Source organism: Nocardia coffeae (assembly GCF_019890715.1).
In the GTDB taxonomy this organism is placed as follows: Bacteria; Actinomycetota; Actinomycetes; order Mycobacteriales; family Mycobacteriaceae; genus Nocardia; species Nocardia jiangxiensis.
The window spans coordinates 18,401-34,821 of the sequence record NZ_JAINZY010000021.1 but is presented as its reverse complement, the minus strand read 5'-3'; the positions used below and the strand labels follow the sequence as shown (position 1 = coordinate 34,821).

General features: G+C 67.4%; 19 protein-coding genes. 8 read left to right on the top strand and 11 right to left on the bottom strand.

Translation table 11 applies throughout. The features are described from left to right. Positions 1 to 91 precede the first annotated feature (91 nt). Positions 92 to 1,225 carry an FAD-dependent oxidoreductase gene (locus K7711_RS42850; RefSeq protein WP_222978131.1) on the bottom strand — a complete coding sequence of 378 codons (1,134 nt, stop codon included), beginning with the start codon at positions 1,223 to 1,225 and terminating at the stop codon, positions 92 to 94. A 124-nt stretch (positions 1,226 to 1,349) separates the two neighbouring features. Here K7711_RS42850 and K7711_RS42845 point away from each other — a divergent pair, with 124 nt between their 5' ends. Further along, on the top strand, positions 1,350 to 2,048 hold the full coding sequence (locus tag K7711_RS42845; RefSeq protein WP_222978129.1) for a TetR/AcrR family transcriptional regulator: 699 nt from the start codon (positions 1,350 to 1,352) through the stop codon (positions 2,046 to 2,048). A 120-nt stretch (positions 2,049 to 2,168) separates the two neighbouring features. Here K7711_RS42845 and K7711_RS42840 read toward each other — a convergent pair whose 3' ends face one another. Further along, the gene (locus tag K7711_RS42840) at positions 2,169 to 3,356 is read right to left on the bottom strand and encodes an epoxide hydrolase family protein (RefSeq protein WP_222978128.1); all 1,188 of its coding nucleotides are present in this window, start codon (positions 3,354 to 3,356) and stop codon (positions 2,169 to 2,171) included. A 104-nt stretch (positions 3,357 to 3,460) separates the two neighbouring features. Here K7711_RS42840 and K7711_RS42835 point away from each other — a divergent pair, with 104 nt between their 5' ends. After that, the gene (locus K7711_RS42835; protein ID WP_222978127.1) at positions 3,461 to 4,051 is read left to right on the top strand and encodes a CGNR zinc finger domain-containing protein; all 591 of its coding nucleotides are present in this window, start codon (positions 3,461 to 3,463) and stop codon (positions 4,049 to 4,051) included. Positions 4,052 to 4,170: 119 nt separating this feature from the next. On the opposite strand, the gene K7711_RS42830 is transcribed toward K7711_RS42835, so the two are convergent. From K7711_RS42830 to sigJ, 3 genes are read right to left on the bottom strand one after another with little or no spacing between them, the layout of a single operon-like run. Then, positions 4,171 to 5,043, bottom strand: a complete 873-nt coding sequence (locus K7711_RS42830) for an NAD(P)-dependent oxidoreductase (RefSeq protein WP_222978125.1) — start codon at positions 5,041 to 5,043, stop codon at positions 4,171 to 4,173. Between the two features lie 47 nt (positions 5,044 to 5,090). Then, entirely contained in the window at positions 5,091 to 5,882 is a 792-nt protein-coding gene (locus K7711_RS42825) for a class I SAM-dependent methyltransferase (protein ID WP_222978123.1), read from the bottom strand. Positions 5,883 to 5,917: 35 nt separating this feature from the next. Next, on the bottom strand, positions 5,918 to 6,826 hold the full coding sequence (gene sigJ, locus K7711_RS42820) for an RNA polymerase sigma factor SigJ (RefSeq protein ID WP_222978121.1): 909 nt from the start codon (positions 6,824 to 6,826) through the stop codon (positions 5,918 to 5,920). 133 nt (positions 6,827 to 6,959) lie between these two features. Between sigJ and K7711_RS42815 the strand changes: the two genes are divergently transcribed. Together K7711_RS42815 and K7711_RS42810 are read left to right on the top strand one after the other, a co-directional pair. After that, positions 6,960 to 7,592, top strand: a complete 633-nt coding sequence (locus tag K7711_RS42815; RefSeq protein ID WP_308015203.1) for an NADPH-dependent FMN reductase — start codon at positions 6,960 to 6,962, stop codon at positions 7,590 to 7,592. Further along, positions 7,561 to 8,025 carry a YybH family protein gene (locus K7711_RS42810; protein ID WP_222978117.1) on the top strand — a complete coding sequence of 155 codons (465 nt, stop codon included), beginning with the start codon at positions 7,561 to 7,563 and terminating at the stop codon, positions 8,023 to 8,025. Before K7711_RS42815 ends, K7711_RS42810 begins: the two co-directional genes overlap by 32 nt. A gap of 45 nt (positions 8,026 to 8,070) precedes the next feature. On the opposite strand, the gene K7711_RS42805 is transcribed toward K7711_RS42810, so the two are convergent. Next, on the bottom strand, positions 8,071 to 9,057 hold the full coding sequence (locus K7711_RS42805; RefSeq protein WP_222978116.1) for a GlxA family transcriptional regulator: 987 nt from the start codon (positions 9,055 to 9,057) through the stop codon (positions 8,071 to 8,073). A 74-nt stretch (positions 9,058 to 9,131) separates the two neighbouring features. Here K7711_RS42805 and K7711_RS42800 point away from each other — a divergent pair, with 74 nt between their 5' ends. Beyond that, complete coding sequence (locus tag K7711_RS42800; protein WP_222978115.1) at positions 9,132 to 9,971, top strand: dienelactone hydrolase family protein; 840 nt, start codon at positions 9,132 to 9,134, stop codon at positions 9,969 to 9,971. Between the two features lie 472 nt (positions 9,972 to 10,443). Here the strand turns inward: K7711_RS42800 and K7711_RS42795 are convergent, their stop codons facing one another. Further along, entirely contained in the window at positions 10,444 to 11,577 is a 1,134-nt protein-coding gene (locus K7711_RS42795; protein WP_235748696.1) for a hypothetical protein, read from the bottom strand. Positions 11,578 to 11,990: 413 nt separating this feature from the next. Here K7711_RS42795 and K7711_RS42790 point away from each other — a divergent pair, with 413 nt between their 5' ends. Beyond that, the gene (locus K7711_RS42790) at positions 11,991 to 12,452 is read left to right on the top strand and encodes a P-loop NTPase family protein (RefSeq protein WP_222978114.1); all 462 of its coding nucleotides are present in this window, start codon (positions 11,991 to 11,993) and stop codon (positions 12,450 to 12,452) included. Between the two features lie 35 nt (positions 12,453 to 12,487). Here the strand turns inward: K7711_RS42790 and K7711_RS48150 are convergent, their stop codons facing one another. From K7711_RS48150 to K7711_RS42775, 4 genes are all read right to left on the bottom strand, one after another. Next, positions 12,488 to 12,883: a hypothetical protein gene (locus K7711_RS48150; protein WP_235748686.1), complete on the bottom strand. Its 396-nt coding sequence runs from the start codon at positions 12,881 to 12,883 to the stop codon at positions 12,488 to 12,490. Further along, entirely contained in the window at positions 12,880 to 13,182 is a 303-nt protein-coding gene (locus K7711_RS48145; RefSeq protein ID WP_308015202.1) for a MerR family transcriptional regulator, read from the bottom strand. Before K7711_RS48145 ends, K7711_RS48150 begins: the two co-directional genes overlap by 4 nt. A gap of 40 nt (positions 13,183 to 13,222) precedes the next feature. Next, positions 13,223 to 14,131, bottom strand: coding sequence for an alpha/beta fold hydrolase (locus K7711_RS42780; protein ID WP_222978113.1), 909 nt, complete (start codon positions 14,129 to 14,131; stop codon positions 13,223 to 13,225). Between the two features lie 182 nt (positions 14,132 to 14,313). Beyond that, positions 14,314 to 15,189, bottom strand: coding sequence for an NmrA/HSCARG family protein (locus tag K7711_RS42775; RefSeq protein ID WP_222978112.1), 876 nt, complete (start codon positions 15,187 to 15,189; stop codon positions 14,314 to 14,316). Between the two features lie 129 nt (positions 15,190 to 15,318). On the opposite strand from K7711_RS42775, the gene K7711_RS42770 reads away from it, so the two are divergent. After that, positions 15,319 to 15,900: a TetR/AcrR family transcriptional regulator gene (locus K7711_RS42770; protein ID WP_222978111.1), complete on the top strand. Its 582-nt coding sequence runs from the start codon at positions 15,319 to 15,321 to the stop codon at positions 15,898 to 15,900. 77 nt (positions 15,901 to 15,977) lie between these two features. Further along, the gene (locus K7711_RS42765; protein ID WP_222978110.1) at positions 15,978 to 16,409 is read left to right on the top strand and encodes a pyridoxamine 5'-phosphate oxidase family protein; all 432 of its coding nucleotides are present in this window, start codon (positions 15,978 to 15,980) and stop codon (positions 16,407 to 16,409) included. Positions 16,410 to 16,421 lie beyond the last annotated feature (12 nt).

Genomic DNA, 16,421 nt, shown 5'->3' with positions numbered 1-16,421 from the left:
CTTCGCCGGAGGCGACTGCCAAACGGATGTCCCCATGGAAATCGTTGCTCGCCAGCGGATCTCGGGGAAGTCGCAGCGGGGCACGCTTGGCTCAGGCAGTTCGGCCGGCTCCGGTGAGCAGGTTCAGGAGGCTGTCCGGGGTGTTTTCTCCGAAGCAGCGCTGGAAGTCGTCGGCGGCCTCGAGCGCTTCGGTGGCGCTGCGGGTGAACAGGGCCTGCTCGTATGCGCCGAGTGCGGTTTCGGGATCCCCGGGGTGCTCGGCGAGTGCGCGCCCGAGTTCGGCGGCGTCGAACAGGGCCAGGTTGGCGCCCTCGCCGTTGGGCGGGGACAGGTGCGCGGCGTCGCCGAGCAGGGTCACTCCCGCGACTCGTTGCCAGCGGTGTTCGATCGGCAGCGCGAACAGCGGGCGCAGCACCGGTGTGGTGTCGCTGTCGGTGATCAGGGCGGTGAGTTCGGGTGCCCAGCCGTGGAATTCGCGCGCGATCCGCTCGATCGCGGCGGCGGGATCGGTGAGGTCGATCTCGGCGAACCATTCCTGCGCCGCGGACAACGCGACGTAGGCGTGCAAGGTTCCGCCGGTCTCGCGGTGCGCCTGAATGGATTTCCCGGGCACGGGGGCCAGGAGCGCTCCGTCGCCGACGGCCTTCGCCGCAGCCGGATGCCGGGTGTCGGCGTCGAACAGGTAGGTCTCGACGAAGGTGGTGCCGACGTATTCGGGGCTGGCCTCGGACAGTAGCGACCGCACCCGCGACCAGGCTCCGTCCGCACCGACGAGCAGACCGGTCAGGACGCTCGAGCCGTCGGCGAAGCTCACCTCGTGACGGCCCGGCTTCACCACGCGCACGCCGGTGACCTTGTGTCCCCACCGCACGGTGCCCTCGGGTAGCGAGTCCAGCAGGAGTTGGCGCAGCTCGCCGCGCTGCACTTCGGGCCGGGTGCCGGTGCCGTCGTCGGGTTCGTCGAGCAGTACGGTGCCGTCCGGGGCCAGCACCCGCATCGCCTCGCGTCCTTCCAGGACGAGATCGCGAAACTGTTCGAGCAGTCCCGCCGCGGCGAGCGCGGGCTGGCCGTTGTGTTCGTGGATGTCGAGCATGCCGCCCTGGGTGCGTGCGGTGGGCGAGGATTCGGCCTCGTAGATCGTGGCGGGGATGCCGTGGACGTGCAGGACGCGAGCGAGGGTGAGGCCGCCGAGTCCGGCGCCGATGATGGTGATCGGTGCGCTCATCGTGGGCTCCTTTCGGGATGCGGCCGCTCGGGAGGTGACCCGGCCGACCTGACTGGTACGCCGTTCCATGATTGGAATTCCATTCCATGTTGGAACAATGCTCCAGACATGTCAAGATGGCGGTATGCCCACCCGCACTCCCCGATCATCGAGGCGCACCGAGGCGTTGTCCCGCGGGCGCATCGTCGCGGCCGCGATCGATCTGCTCGACACCGCAGGTGAGACCGGGCTGACGTTCCGCGCGCTGACCGAACGCCTGGCCACCGGTCCCGGCGCGATCTACTGGCATGTGGCGAACAAGGGCGAGCTCCTGGCCGCGGCCACCGACGCGGTGGTGACCGCCGCGCTGTCCCGCGAGCCCGCCGAACCTGCCGCCACTCCGCGGGAACGGATCCGTGCGGTGGCCCTGGGCCTGTTCGATGCGATCGACGAGCATGCTTGGCTCGCAACGCAATTGGCCATTCAGATGTCCCGCGATCCCGCAGGGACGTTGGCGCCGCGCCTGTTCGAGGGGCTCGGTCGGCAGATCAGCGCCCTGGACGTCCCCGAGGCGGCCTGGTTCACCGCGACCTCCGCCCTGATGAACTACATCCTGGGCGCTGCGGGTCAGAACGCCACCAACGGTCGCAACGCCACGCATCCGGACCGCCCGGACTTCCTGGACACCGTCGCGACCACCTGGGAGAACCTCGACCCCGAGGAGTATCCGTTCACCCGAGCGGTCGCCCGTCAGCTACGCGGGCACGACGACCGCGAGCAGTTCCTCGACGGCCTGGATCTGGTCGTGTCCGGAATCACCACCGTGCATTCCCCCGACCGTTAGTCCCCGACCGGTCCCGAATGCTCGGGTTTCGACAGTAATCGCCCCCGGGCCTCCTTGCCGCGCAAGGCATTCGGCGCGCAGCTGGGTCCCGGACCCAAATCCGAGTCCTGGCAGCCGCGTTCACCGATGAGCGGCCAGCACTGCCGCGAGCCCTTCTCGCAGGTCCTCGACGAAATACTCGGGAACCTCCAGCGACGGGAAATGTCCCCCGGTTTCGGGCGAATTCCACCGGACGATCTGTCGGTACCGCTCCTGCGCCCAGAGGCGCGGGGTCTTCTCGATGTCGCGGGGATACATGGTGATTGCCGACGGGACGTCGACCCGGAGTTCGGGGTCCAGCGAGTTGTGGCTCTCGTAGTAGATGCGGGCCGCCGATGCGCCGGTCCGCGTCAGCCAATACAGGGTGACGTCGTCGAGAATCCTGTCTCTGGAAATCGTCTCGAACGGGCTGTCTTCGGTATCGCTCCACTCGGCGAACTTGTCGAGGATCCAGGCGAGCAGCCCGACGGGTGAGTCGACCAGCGAGTAGCCGATGGTCTGCGGTCGGGTCGCCTGCTGCTTCGCATACGCCGCGCGGTGGCGCCGGCCGGTGCCGTGCCAGAAGTCGCGGGTTTCCTCGGTCCATGTGCGCTCGGCGGCCGTCAGCCCGTCCGTGGCCAACCCGGGCGGCGCCTCCGCGAACAGTGTGTGGATGCCGAGAACGTGCGCCGGGAACCTGCCGCCGAGAACCGTGGTGATATTGCCTCCCCAATCGCCGCCGTGGGCTGCGAATCTGCGGTAGCCGAGCCTGCTCATCAGTTCCACCCATGCGGCCGCGATCTTTTCGGTTCCCCACCCGGTGGTGGCGGGCTTGTCGCTGTAACCGAACCCCGGTAGCGACGGAACCACGACGTGGAACGCCGGGGCGTCAACATCTTTCGGATCCGCCAGCTCGTCCACGACATCGATGAACTCTGCGATGCTGCCCGGCCAGCCGTGCGTCAGGATCAGCGGAGTGGCATCTGCCCGCGCGGATCGGCGGTGCAGGAAATGGATTCCCAGATCATCAATGATCGTGCGGAACTGGCCGATCCGGTTGAGGCGCTCCTCGAACGACCGCCAGTTGTACTCGGTGCGCCAGTAATTCACGACATCGACGAGGTCGGCGAGCGGAACGCCCTGCTCCCATCGGCGAGGGTCGGGCGCGGCGCGATAGACCGTCTCGGCCTCCGGCAGCCGCGCCGCGGCCAATCGCGCGCGCAGATCGTCGAGGTCGGCCTCGGTTGCGTGGGCTTCGAATGCTTGCACGTCGCTGGATGAACGGGGCATGAGACCTCCTGGCTGTCGCGAACCGGCTCTGACACCTACCGAGAACCGGCTAAGACGGTTCTAACACGTCATCACAGCCGCCTGCAACCGGCTAAGGTGGTCCCATGCCTGCTGCTGGGTTCCCTGACTTCCGCCTCGGTAGCGTCCTGGCGACCAGCTTCACCGCGACGCTGACCGAGCGTCAGGGCGACGCCGTGGAGCGCATTCCCACCCCGCAGCGACTCGTCGACTGGCTGGCGGTGAGCGGCCTGGCCGTGCACTCCTGCACCACTGCCCAGCTCGAACTCGCTCGGGAACTGCGGGAGTCGATTCACGCCGTCGCGACAGCGGCCGCGACCGGAGACACTCTGCCTGCGACTGCGGTCCAAGTCATCAATGACTGCAGCATCCGGGGTCGTGCGGCGGCCATCCTGACGCCCGAGGGAAATCGCCAATGGCGACTCGGCTCGGCTTCCCGCGTAGAAGACGCCCTGGGCGTGATCGCCGCCGACGCGATCGACATCATCTCGGGCGAGCGAGACGGAAGAATGGCCCTGTGCGCGTCGCCGACCTGCCGAGCAGCCTTCTTCGACACCAGCCAAAGTCGCACCCGCAAATGGTGCGAGATGAACACGTGCGGGAATCGTCAGAAGAAGGCGCGCTTCAATGCCAACCAGCGCAAGAACGACACTGCGGTACGCACCGATGCCGGCTGATCCGCCTTTCCTGGCAGGAGAGACCGGCGCACGAGCAGGTGTCGGTCCGATCCGCTTCCCGGACCGCCGTCCTGAGTCGCCCGATCACGAAGCGGCACAGGACCTCCCAGGTACGCAGTTCACTCCCGCAGCAGATCGATCACCTTGGTCTCGCTCATGTCACCGTGTCCCGCGTCGACCAGGCGGGTGAAGATGTCCAGCGCGGTGTGGCCGAGAGCTGCCGGAGTGCCCAGCGCGTCGGCGGCTTCGACGCCCAATCGGGTGTCCTTCAGGCGCAGGGCGGCGGTGAAACTGATGTCGCGATCGTGGGCGTCCTCGAGGATCAGCCGGGCAACGCGCACCACGGTGGGGCTGGCCGCACCACCGCGCGAGAGCGTGTCGACCACCGTGGGCAGGTCCAGTCCGGCCAGTTCCGCGGTGCGAAGTGCCTCGGCGGTCGCGGCGATCTGGATCGAGCCGAGCAGGTTCTGCATCAGTTTGTAGGACGTGCCCGCACCTACCTCACCGAACCGGACGATGTTGGTGCACAACGGTTCCAGTAGCGGGCGGGCCGCGTCGAGGTCCGTTCGGTCCGCGCCGACGAACAGGGTCAGCGCACCGGCGGCGGCCGCTTCGGGCAACCCGGTCACCGGGGCGTCGAGATACCGGAGGCCTCGCTCGGCCGCCTGCCTGGACAGGGCCAGCACGTGCGGGCGGGAGATCGTGGAGCACTCCACCGCGAACGCGCCGGGCGCGGGCGAACCGGCGAGCGCGCCGTCCGGACCGAGCCACACCGTCCGCGAAGCCGGGTCGTCGGCGACCATGGCGACGATCATCGCCGCGTCCCGGACCGCCTTGCGCGGAGTGGATGCGGCGATCGCCCCCTGCGCAACGAGTGGTTCGGCCCGCTGCGGGGATCGGTTGAACACGTGCACCTCGTGCCCGGCGGCGACCATCCGCGCCGCCATCCCCGACCCCATCCGGCCGAGTCCCAGCCATGCGATCCGCGCCATTCCCCGACCCTACCCAGCACCGAGCGATGGGACCCGAGCATGGCGTCTCAGCTCAGGGTTTTGCGTCCGAGGAGGTGAAAGACCCGGCTCATCGCACGGTACGGATCGCGCAGGCTGGCTTCGTATTCGACCGCGATCGTGGCGGCGACCTGTTCGGTGTCGTTCACATCCAGGTCGACTCCGCTGAATTCGAGCCAGTCCACGAACAGCCACACCCCGTACCAGCGCACCGGTTCCACGCCGTGGCCGAGCAGTAGTTTGCCGACCTCCTCGGGGGTGTCCGCGCGGCCGGGCAGTCCCATAACGGTCCCGTGCCGGGTGTCGAAGGCGGCGAGCGCGTCACGCCAGCGTCGTTCCAAGGCCGGTTGAACCGCGGTGGTGTGCGCGTTGGCGGTCATGATGGACACGATCCCGTCGTCGGCCGCGCATCGGCACAGCTGCTCGACGAGCGGTTCGGGCTCGTCGAGGTAACCGAGCACGCCGTGGCACAGCACCGCGGCGAAACGCTCTGCGTTCACTGCCTGTTCGGCGTGCTCGCCCTCGGCCTGCACGAAGGTGACCCGGGAGCCGACTTCCTCGGGAAGGCGCGCGAGCCGTTCGCGCGCCTTGTCCAACATCGCCGGGGACGAATCCAGAACCGTCACTTCGTACCCGGCCTGGGCCAGTGGGAACGACTGATGCCCCGCACCGCCGCCGACGTCGAGTACCCGCGCCGGAGCCGGTGGTAGATGTTCGAGCAGATGGCGGTGGATCACCGAGGTGCGTACCCGCCCTTTGACGGTGGCGTAGGCCCCGTCGGCGAAGCGATCGGCCAGTCCGGCCCAGACGTCGTCGGTCATGGCGACCATCCTATAAGTAAGTGGTTAGTAACCAGTTACATATCCGATGTGGATTCCCCAACTGTCCAGGGCCGCAGCTTCTCCGGATTCCGGATTGCCCAGATGTGCGTGATCCGGCCGTCGGCGATGTCGAAGGCGTACACCGAGACGATGGCGTCGCCGAGCTGTGCCACCAGACCGGGCTGGCCGTTGACCGTACGCTCGAGCAGGGTCACCTCGGAGTTGCGAGCGGCGATGTCCAGCCAGGTGTAGGCAATCTGCTCGCCGCCGATGATCGGATCCAGGAACGCCGGGGCCAGCCCACCACTGTCGGCGGTCGCGATCGCGGTCGGATCGAGCAGACCGATCAGCGCCTCGATATCCCTTGTCTCCCAGGCTCGTTTGAAATCCCTGACCACCTCAGCACGCTGGTCGGCCGAGGGCCTCTGCACGGTGCGCAGGCGGCGGCGCGCCGAGGAGGCGAGCTGACGGCAGGCCGCGGGGCTGCGCCCGACCACGTCGGCGACCTCCGCGAAGGAGTAGCGGAACACGTCGTGCAGGACGAAGGCCACCCGCTCGGCCGGCGTCATGGAATCCAGCACGACGAGAAAGGCCATGCTGATCGACTCGTCGAGCGTGACCCGGTCGGCGGGATCGGCCGGGACGGGGCCACCGAACCATTCCGCATGGCCTGGCACCGGTTCCGGAATCCACGCGCCCACATAGCGTTCCCGTCTGGCCCGCGCGGAGCCGAGCAGATCGAGGCAGATCCGGCTCGCGACCGTCGTCAACCACGCGCCGGGCACCGTCACCTCCCGCCGCTGCTGATCGGACAGCGCATACCAGCGCACGTAGGTCTCCTGCACAACGTCCTCGGCCTCGGCCAGCGAACCCAGCAGCCGGTAGGCGAGATTCAGTAGTTGACGGCGTTCACTGATCACCATCGGCAGGTGCGGGTCGGTCATGGTCGGCTCCTTCGTCTTCGTGTCCTCACCGAATTCGACGAATCAGCGACCCGATTCGTGACGCGGCCTGACATTCTCGGCGGCTGCGTCGTCGGAAGGTCGTGAGGTTATCGACAGAGCAGGAGTTCGGACAGTGATCAGAATCGGAATCATTCTCGGCAGTACCCGCCCCAACCGTAGAGGCCCGCAGGTCGCCCAGTGGGTTCAGGACACGGCATCGCAGCGCGGCGACGCCGAGTTCGAACTGATCGATCTGCGCGATCACCCGCTACCGCATCTGGACGAACCCGCGCCGCCGATGTTCGGCCCGTCGGCGCACGAGCACACCCGGCGCTGGGCCGAGCGGATCGCCCCGTTCGACGGCTTCGTGCTGGTGACACCCGAATACAACGGCGGCGTTCCCGGCGTGCTGAAGAACGCCATCGATCACGCGTTCGCGGAATGGACCGACAAGGCGGTCGGATTCGTCTCCTACGGCGCGGGCGGCGGCGCTCGCGCGGTCGTGCAACTGCGAACCGTGTGCGGCACGCTGGGCATGGCCGATGTCGGCCATCAGGTCGCGATCTCGCTGCTCACCGATTTCGAGAACCACACCACCTTCGTACCGCGTGAACACCATGCCGCCGCTCTGACCAGAACGCTGGATCAGGTCATCGCATGGAGTACCGCCCTGGCTCCGTTGCGTCGCCCCGTCACCGACACCCCGCACATCGACAAGGAAGGAACCGATCACGATGACGCCGAACGACTTTCGATCACGCGCTGACCGCGCCGCCGAGGATGAAGTTCAGATTCGCCGACACATCGACAAGGTCGTCGACGCACTGCGCGCCAAGGATCTCGAGGCCCTGAGGCAGCTCTACACCACCGACGTGGTGTCCTTCGACGTCGAACCGCCGCTGCAGCACGTCGGGGTGGCGGCGAAACTCGAGAACTGGGCGAAGGTGTTCCGGATCTTCGAGACCGTCAACTACGAGGTCCGCGACCTGAGGTTCACCGTAGGCGACGAGGTGGCATTCGGGCACGCCTTCGTTCGCCTGAGCGGAACCCTGAAGCAGGGCGGCGCCACGAACGGTATGTGGGTCCGGGTCACCTACGGAATGCGCCGGATCGACGGAGCCTGGCTGATCGCACACGACCAGGTCTCGGTGCCGTTCGACGTGGAGAGCGGCAGAGGCGTAGTCGATCTCGAGCCCTGACGGGTCGCGCCGATCCGGCCCCGGAATCCTGAAGCGGCACTCCGATCAGGTCGATTCGGCCGCGCGGGTGCGGGTGGCGGTCGGTGTCTCGCCGGTGTGCCTGCGGTAGATGCGCCGGAACGCCGCCGGATCGGCGTAGCCCACCGCGCCCGCGATCACATCGACGGGTTCGCGGGTGGTCGTGAGCAGGGTGGCCGCGTGCCCGACCCGGAGGCGATGAACGTACTGGATGGGCGAGACGCCGACGCGGTCCCGGATGCGGCGGGTCAGAGTGCGCGGAGAAACCGCTGCGACACTTGCCAATTCGTCCAGTGACAGTTGCCGGTGCAGATTGGCGTGCACGTGCTGTTGCACGGCGCGCAGCACCGGGTCGGTGGCCCGTAGATGCTCGAGCACCATGTAGCGCGACTGCGACATGCGGGCATCGAGCACCAGGTAGTGAGCCACCTGCTCGGCCAGTGCACCGCCGCCGAGGCGGGCGACCAGCGCCAGCAGCAGGTCCGTGTGGGCGAAAGCCGCACCGGCGGTGAGTACTGCGCCGCTGTCGACCACCATGCGATCGGACTGCACGGTGATATCGGGGAAGCGGCGGGCCAACAGCGGCGCCAGCCACCACGTAGTGGTGGCGGCCCGGCCAGACAGCAGCCCCGAGGCAGCGAGCACGAAGACAGCCGAGCAGGAGGCAGCTACCGTGGCGCCGGAATCAGCGGCACGCCGGATGATTTCGACGGCCTGCATGGTCCGGGGTCGGGTCAGCAGCTCCTCGACACGTGCTTCGCCGGACGCGGACGGCCCCGGCAGCACCAGAACATCGCCGGGTTCGAATTCCGCCGCGCTGAGCGGGGTTGCGGTATCGACGCTGATCAGCCGCCCACCGCTGGATCGGACCGGTAGCCCATCGAGTGATGCGACACGCTGTCGTAGCCGCCCGCCCGTCGCGTCACCGGCGATCCCGGCTGCCGTGTCGACGATGTCGACACCGAGGCCGAGTGCACCTTCGAGCACACCGTCCAGTGCGAGGTGGGTAATCATGTGGCGAGACTAGACCGAAGAGTGGCGATCTCGCCGATGGCGGTGTGCTGACCTGCTGCGGCAGAGTTCGGTGTGTGCAGCAATCACTCCCGCAGGATCCTCTCGACGACGACCTCGCCGATTTCACACCCCGGTCGATCACGCTCGACGGAGTAGCCCGCACCGTGTACGTCAGCGGCATCGGACCGGCCGTCATCGTCATGGCGGAAATGCCCGGCATCAGCCCCGATGTGGCCCGATTCGCCCGCTGGGTGCGCGAGGCCGGGCTCACCGTCTACCTGCCGTCACTGTTCGGCCGCGACGGTGCCTATCCGGAGGCGGAGGCCGGCGTGGAAGTCTTCGAACGAGCCTGTGTCAGTGCGGAATTCCGGGCCTTCGGCGCGGGCAAGTCAAGCCCGGTCGCGGTGTGGCTGCGTGCGCTGGCGGCCCTGGCCCATCGCGAATGCGGCGGTCTCGGGGTCGGCGCGCTGGGTATGTGCTTCACCGGCAATTTCGCGCTCACCATGATGCTCGAGCCCACGATGCTGGCGCCGGTGTTGTGCCAGCCGTCCCTGCCACTGGATGACCCTGGCGGACTGGAGATTTCGCCCGGTGAGCTCGCGGCCGTGCGGGAGCGACTCGATCGCGATGATCTCGTGGTGCGCGCCTATCGCTTCGAGGGCGACCGCTTCTGCACCGCGCAGCGTTTCGCCGCCTACGCCGCAGCGCTGGGTCCACGTTTCGAGCCGCGAGTGCTGCCCGCCGAGGCGGCGAATCCCTCTCCGCCGCCGTTCTTCTCGCAGATCGTCGGTTGCCCGCACAGTGTGGTCACCGCGCATCTGGTCGATACGGCCGGGGAGCCGACCGTCGCGGCCCGCGACGAGATCCTCGCTTTTCTCGTGGACCGGCTGACTCCGGACGTCCCGTTGCGGTGACACAGCGTCTACTGCTGGTCCAGCTTCGCGGCCATATCCAACATACTGAAATTCTCCAGCCCGCAACACGTTCTCGGCTCAAGTCCAGGCGTGTGTCGATGCCGAGCCGTAATGGCCTGACCAGCGTTCCGCTGCCGGGCACCTGTAACTCGCCGCTGGGGAGTTGTTCGAGTGCTGCGACCTGCTCGACGCCCCCGCCGCTGCGGTCCTCATCGGGTGCTCCCGGCCCCTGCGCTACCCCGTACGAGGTCATGAGCGTCGTTACCCTCAGACGCGTCGGAGGCTCCTTGCCTCAGTCGATCCCGAAGTCGGGGATCGACTCTCGAAGACAAGGACGCTTCGACGTCGACGAACTCATCGTTCGCGGGCAGGGGCGAATACGCGCTTCAACCGCCGAGTCGTTGCCGGGAAACGGTGGGAGTCGAAATTCCGTCGTCCACCGGTCGACGCGATCGGTGGACGACGGCGCGAATCAGGTTCCGGTGCTGGTGGTTTCAGTTCCTGTTCCGCTGCGGCGGGATTGGGCCAGGAGGTCGTCGGCGAGGCGTTCGGCGCGTTCGGCGCGGGCGAGGGTTTGGGCTCGTGCGTCCTCGACGGCGGCGAGGCGTTCGGCGGCGTCGCGGTGCGCGGCGGCCAGTGCGGCGCTGTGGGTGGTGCGCAAGGCGGCCGTGTCCTCGGTTGCCGTGCGCCTTGTTTCGGCGAGTTCTGCTCGCGCGGTGGTGATCTCCGCCCGAGCCTCGGTGAGCTCGGTGCGGCTGCGGGTGAGTTCCGCGCGCGTGTCCGACAGGGCTTCGGCGCGTTCGGCGGCCGCGGCTTCGGCGCGATCGATGGCGCGTTCGGCATCGGCGACGCGCTGAACGGCCAGGTCGCGTTCGGCCGCGGCCGCGGTGATCTGCTGGGCGGCTTCGCGTTTGACGCGTTCGACATCCGCGGAGCAGGCGGTGCGGGCCCGGGTGATCTCCTCGTTCGCTTGGTCCCGGGCCCGTTCGAGGTCCTCGGTGGCTTCGCGGCGAATGGCGCGGACCTGGGCTTCGGCCTCGGTGCGGGCGGTGAACACCTCGTCCGCGGCCTGAGTGGTGACCTTCTGCACCTCACCGAGTGCGTCGTCGCGGGCGGCGAGCGCTTCGGCAATGCGGGCTTCGGCATGCTCCGCAGCCACAGCGGCGTCCTCGGCGGCGGATTCGGCGGCGGCCCTGGCCTGTTCGGCCTCGCGACGGGCCTGCTCGGCGGTGACTGCGGCCATCTCGGCTTCGGCGATGCGACGTGCGGCCTCGGCCTGGACGGCCTGGACCTGGGCCTCAGCGATCGACGGATCGGCCAGGGTGGATAGTTCGGCGACCGCGGAATTCAGTGTGCCGCCGAGCTGTTCGGCCAGCGTCCGGAACTGGATGAGCAGTTCATCGGCCCGTACCCGGGCCGCGGTCACCGGACCTTGTTGCGTCACAGTGACGTTCGCGGACGGGGTGTCGTCCTGCTCCTGTTGCAGTCGTTGGCGTTCTCGCCAGGCCCGCCACCGGGTGTGTTCGGGGTGTTCGCAGTATTCCGAGGGTCGTCCCGGGCCGCCGCTCTTGGTGATGGTTCGGGAACATCCCGGGTAGTTGCACATCGTCGACACCGGAGAATCGTAGCGTTTGTTTCGTCAATTCCAACGCAATGACACGAAACGAATCCCAGTGCGGCACAGGACGGTCAACCCCTGTCTGACCGCCGATAAGTGAACGTTATCGGCGGTCAGGTGTCCTGGAATCGACCTCAGTAACTTGAGGACGTCGCAGATTTATCGTTTCCGTTTGCGTTTCGCCAACGAAACGTATTAGCTACGTAATCCCTCGAAAACTGGGGTCGCTGGTGCGGGCGTACCAATTTCGGCCAGCAGTCGCGATCACGCGGAGAACGACCGAAACCATCGGTGAGAATCGAGTCGTTGCCGAGCTACATCTCGCTCCCCCGGCGGCACTGTGCGGACATACTCGACAGTGATCCGCGCGAAGGCGATCATCCGATTCCCACGGAGGCTGTGTGCAACGAGTGGTCGTGCTCGGTCGCGGCGGTGCGGGCAAATCGGTGCTCGCGCGCCGGTTAGGCGAGGTGATGGGGTTGCCGGTCACCGAATTGGACGAGCTGTTCTGGTCGGCGGATGCGACACCGCTCCCCCGCGAGCAGTGGGCAGCCCTCCAGCGGGAACTCGTCGCCGCGCCGGCCTGGATTCTCGATGGCGATCTGGGCCCGTTCGATGTACTCGAACCCCGGCTCCGCGCCGCCGATACGATTGTCGTGCTGGACTTTCCGCTCGGCACCTGTGTCCGGCGTGCGCTGCGCCGCTCTCGCGAAAGTCTGGTGTTCTGGCGCTGGGTGATCTGCTACCGCCGCCGCAGCCTCCCCGGAATCCTCGCCGCGGTGACCCGCTGCGCACCGGAGGTGAACTTGCAGCTGTTGCGGCATCCTCGCGAGGTCGAGCGGTTCCTGCGCGACCGACGGTGAAACCGTTGCCGACACGTGACGCCAGCGGTCCGCGGTCAGCTGTCGGGCATGGTGGTTCGTCGACCCTCCGCGCGGCGCGCGAGGGTATCGAGGATTCGATGCCATGCCGGTGATTCCCGCAGGACCAGGGAAAACAGCGGCGTCGGGTGCTCGGGCCGACTGCTGTTGCCGTCGCGTTCGATCTCCCAGGTTTCCAGGTCGTCGATGAGCTGATCCACGCGTGGATCGCGCGGATCCCAGCCGACGCATTGATCGCATGCGAGATACAGGCGCGTCTTCTCGGGGTCTTCGAGGCCGAGGTTCTTGTCTCGTATCCACTGCGGCAACGCATCCGGGTCCGAGGCTTGCAGCAGGATCGACCAGTCGCGTTCGAGGCGGATCGTGCGTTCGCTGACTCCGAGGCCGCGCAGCCGGTTCAGTACGGCGATCATCTCGGGAGGCAGGACAAGTTCTTCGCCGCTCGCCAATTCGGCAATGCGGTGTCGATATCGGTGATGGCGGCGGCGAATTCGGTTGGCTGTGCGTGTAGCAGCGTCTCGATGCGGGCCAGTGGCACTCCGGCATCGGCCAGAGTTCTGATCCGGACCAGATCCACTGCCGCCTGTGCGCTGTAGCGGCGGTAGCCCGAGGCATCGCGGTCGGGCTCGGGTAAGAGGCCGACCTGGTGGTAGTGGCGGACGGTGCGCACGCTGACGCGGGCGGTCGCCGCGAGCTGGCCGATCGTGAGCACCGTGTGCCTCCGGTCTTCGGGAAACGTCGCCAAGCCGATTTTAGGTGCGAACAACTCGGTCGACGACGTCGCGGATCGCCCCGACCACGGCATCGGGGTGCGTGAAGCACAGCTGGTTGTGGCCGACATCGGCGATCACACGATGTTCCCCGAGTGGCACCCTGCTCACCATCGCCGCAGTCATCTTCCGCATCCCCTCGTGTATCGCGCGCATCGTCTGCTTCGGCATCGCCGCTTGCGGACCTGGGTCGGTACCTGCTGCGGTGAGCGCAACCATCGGCACGTCGGGAATGTCCGGCCCGGCACGCAATTCGTCGGCCAGTGCGACCAGCGTGCCCCGCTCGGCGATGCCGACCCGGAGCCATTCGTCGCTGAGATGGGCTTCGATCAGCGGTTGCCGCATGTGCTGCGGATAGTGCGCCAGCAGTTCGGCGAACATCTCGTGCAGGGCTGGGCGCATCTGCCCGATCTGCTCGGACCCCGGTGCTTGCCCGCTGGCCCGGCTCGCCGCAGCGGGCATGAAGTCCTCCCAATCGCGGTGCAAGCCGTCCACCCAGACCAGCCCGGCCACTTCGTGCGGGTACAACTGCGTGAACCGATGCACGTAGGCCCCGCCGAGCGAGTGCGCGACCAGGACGTACGGGGCGGTGAGGTCGAGGGCGTGCAGCAACTCGTGCAGTTCCGTCGCGACCGCGGCGGCGGTGCGCGGCAGCGGGACCGGATCGCTGTACCCGCTGCCGCCACGGTCGTACACCACCGCGCTGCAGAACCGCGAAACCCCTTGCTGGACAGCGAAATAGTCCAGACCGACCGCGCCGGCACCTGGCAGGAACACCACGGGCAGCCCAACGCGGCCCAACCGATGCACGAAAACCCGGCGGCCATCGACGTGTCGGAAGGATCCGATCGGCGGAGCAGGCCGTGCCGCGGAAGCGATGTTCTTCGTCATGCAGCAAGCGTGCAACCCCGACGCAGCGTCAGGGTCAAGCCTTCCCGCGAGGTCGCAGCGGTCAGGGACGAGTCAACCGCGATGCCGGGCCTCACCTTGCCACGGAATATCGACAGGTTGTCCGCGGCAATCGAATCCGACAGCGAGTGCAGTCAGCCACGCGGTGTGTGGATGCACGGTGATCAGGGCCGCGGACCGAGCAGTGGGCGGATCAGTTCCGCACCCTTACGGCTGAGCCAGTCTCGGAAGTTCATCAACCCCGGGTGCAGTGCACGCAGTTCGTCGATATCGACGTCGGGCACGCTGCCGTCGCCGCTGTTGAGAAATTCGTAGCCGCGAGCGAATCGTTCGTTGATGCGGCGTAGTTCCTCGATCGGACGTTGCAGATACGGGACCGGCTGCCCGACTGCGGCGCTGACCTGGGCGGCGACCTCGGGCGGTGTCAGCGCGTCACCGACCAGCTCGAACGTCCGGCCACGGTAGTCATCCGGGTGCTGCAACGCGAATGCGGCGAAGGCGCCGATGTCGTCGAGCGCGATGAACTGCTGGCGCACGTGGGCAGCCGCGGCGGTGCGCAGCGCGCCGTCTCGAATCCCGACCGTGGCGGACTGCGTGATCAGGTTCTCCATGAAGGAACTCGGCCGCAGCACGGTGGCCGAGACACCCGACGCGGCGATGTACTGCTCGATGTCCCATTTGGTCGGTTGCCCGCCGCGGTCGGCACCCAGACCCGAGCTGTAGACCAGATGTGCCACACCGTATTTCACCGCGGCGTCGGTGATGGCCTTGCCGGCCTTCACCTCGTCCTGTTCCGGGGCCAGCGGCCCCGGGTGCACGCTGTACACCCCGTACACTCCCTCGACGCAGCGCTCGATCGTCGCCGGATCCTCCAGCGAGCCCGCGATCAGATCTGCGCCTGCACTCGTCAGGGCCCGAGCTCTGCTGCTGTCCGGACGGCGAGTCAACACCCGCACCTGCCATCCGTCGGCGAGCAAGCGGTCCGCGACCGCCCCACCCTGCTGCCCGGTCGCACCGGTGACGAAAACAACCTGGTCCATGTGTCCTCCGTGATCGGATTTCGGATCCACCGCGCCTACGGGCCGCGATAAGCGGAGAAAGCTCTCCGATTCGTTCGACTATACGGAGATACTTCTCCGTTTCGCAATGCTGACCGTTACGATCGAACGATGGGTGACAACACCGGGCACATCGCCAAGCCACTGCGCTCGGATGCGCGCCGCAATCGGGATCAGGTGCTGGCCGTCGCTCGGGAGATGCTGGCCGTCGACGGCTCGTCGGTGTCCTTCGACGAGATCGCACGCCGAGCCGGGGTCGGTGTCGGCACCGTCTACCGGCACTTCCCCACCCGCAACGCGCTGTTCGAGGCGGTCATTCTCGGCCGCATCGAGAAGTTCACCGAGCGAGCACGCACGCTTGCAGCGGCCGACGCCGCACCGGAGGAGGCATTTCGCGGGTACTTCGCCGAGCTCGTCGGCGAAGTCGCCCTCAACCAGGCGCTGTGCGAAGCAATCGACGGCAGCACCGGCACCATCATCGCGATCCCCGGCCAGCTTCGGAACGAGTTCCTCCGGTCGTTCGAAACCCTGCTCTCCCAAGCGAAACGAGCCGGGGCGGCGAGATCCGATGTCGATATCGCCGACGTGTTGGACCTGGTCATCGGTGTGGCGGCAGCCGAGCGTCGCGCCCGGTTGCGCGGCACCCCGAACCAGCTGATCACAGTCGTGCTCGACGGGCTCAGCGTCAGATAACCGGGGCCATGTATCGCAGTCCAGGTCCCGAGGCTGCCATCGAAATAATCCTGCGGTATCGGGATGTTCGTAGTTATATGCCGAAACCTTTCACGGAGACTGAACGTCAGCAGTTCCTCGCGGACAAGCACATTGCGGTGCTGTCGGTCGCGGCTACCGACGGCCGCCCGCCCGCGGCCGTGCCGATCTGGTACGACTACACCCCGGGCGGCAATATCAGGATCAGTACCGGAGCCAAGAGCCGCAAGGTCAGGCTCATGCGCGCGGCCGGCGTGGTCACGCTGACCGTTCAGCGGGAAGAACTGCCGTACCAGTACGTCATCGTCGAGGGCACCGTCGTCGACGATGTCACCCCCGCTCCCCACGAAGCCCGAGAGGAGATCGCGGTCCGCTACCTCGGTGCGGAGGGCGGCCGCGCCTTCGCCGACAACATGGACGGCAACGGGTCGGCCCTGCTCACCATCCGTCCCGATCGCTGGATCAGCATCGACTACTCGGGCGATCTCTGAAAGTCGTGTCGC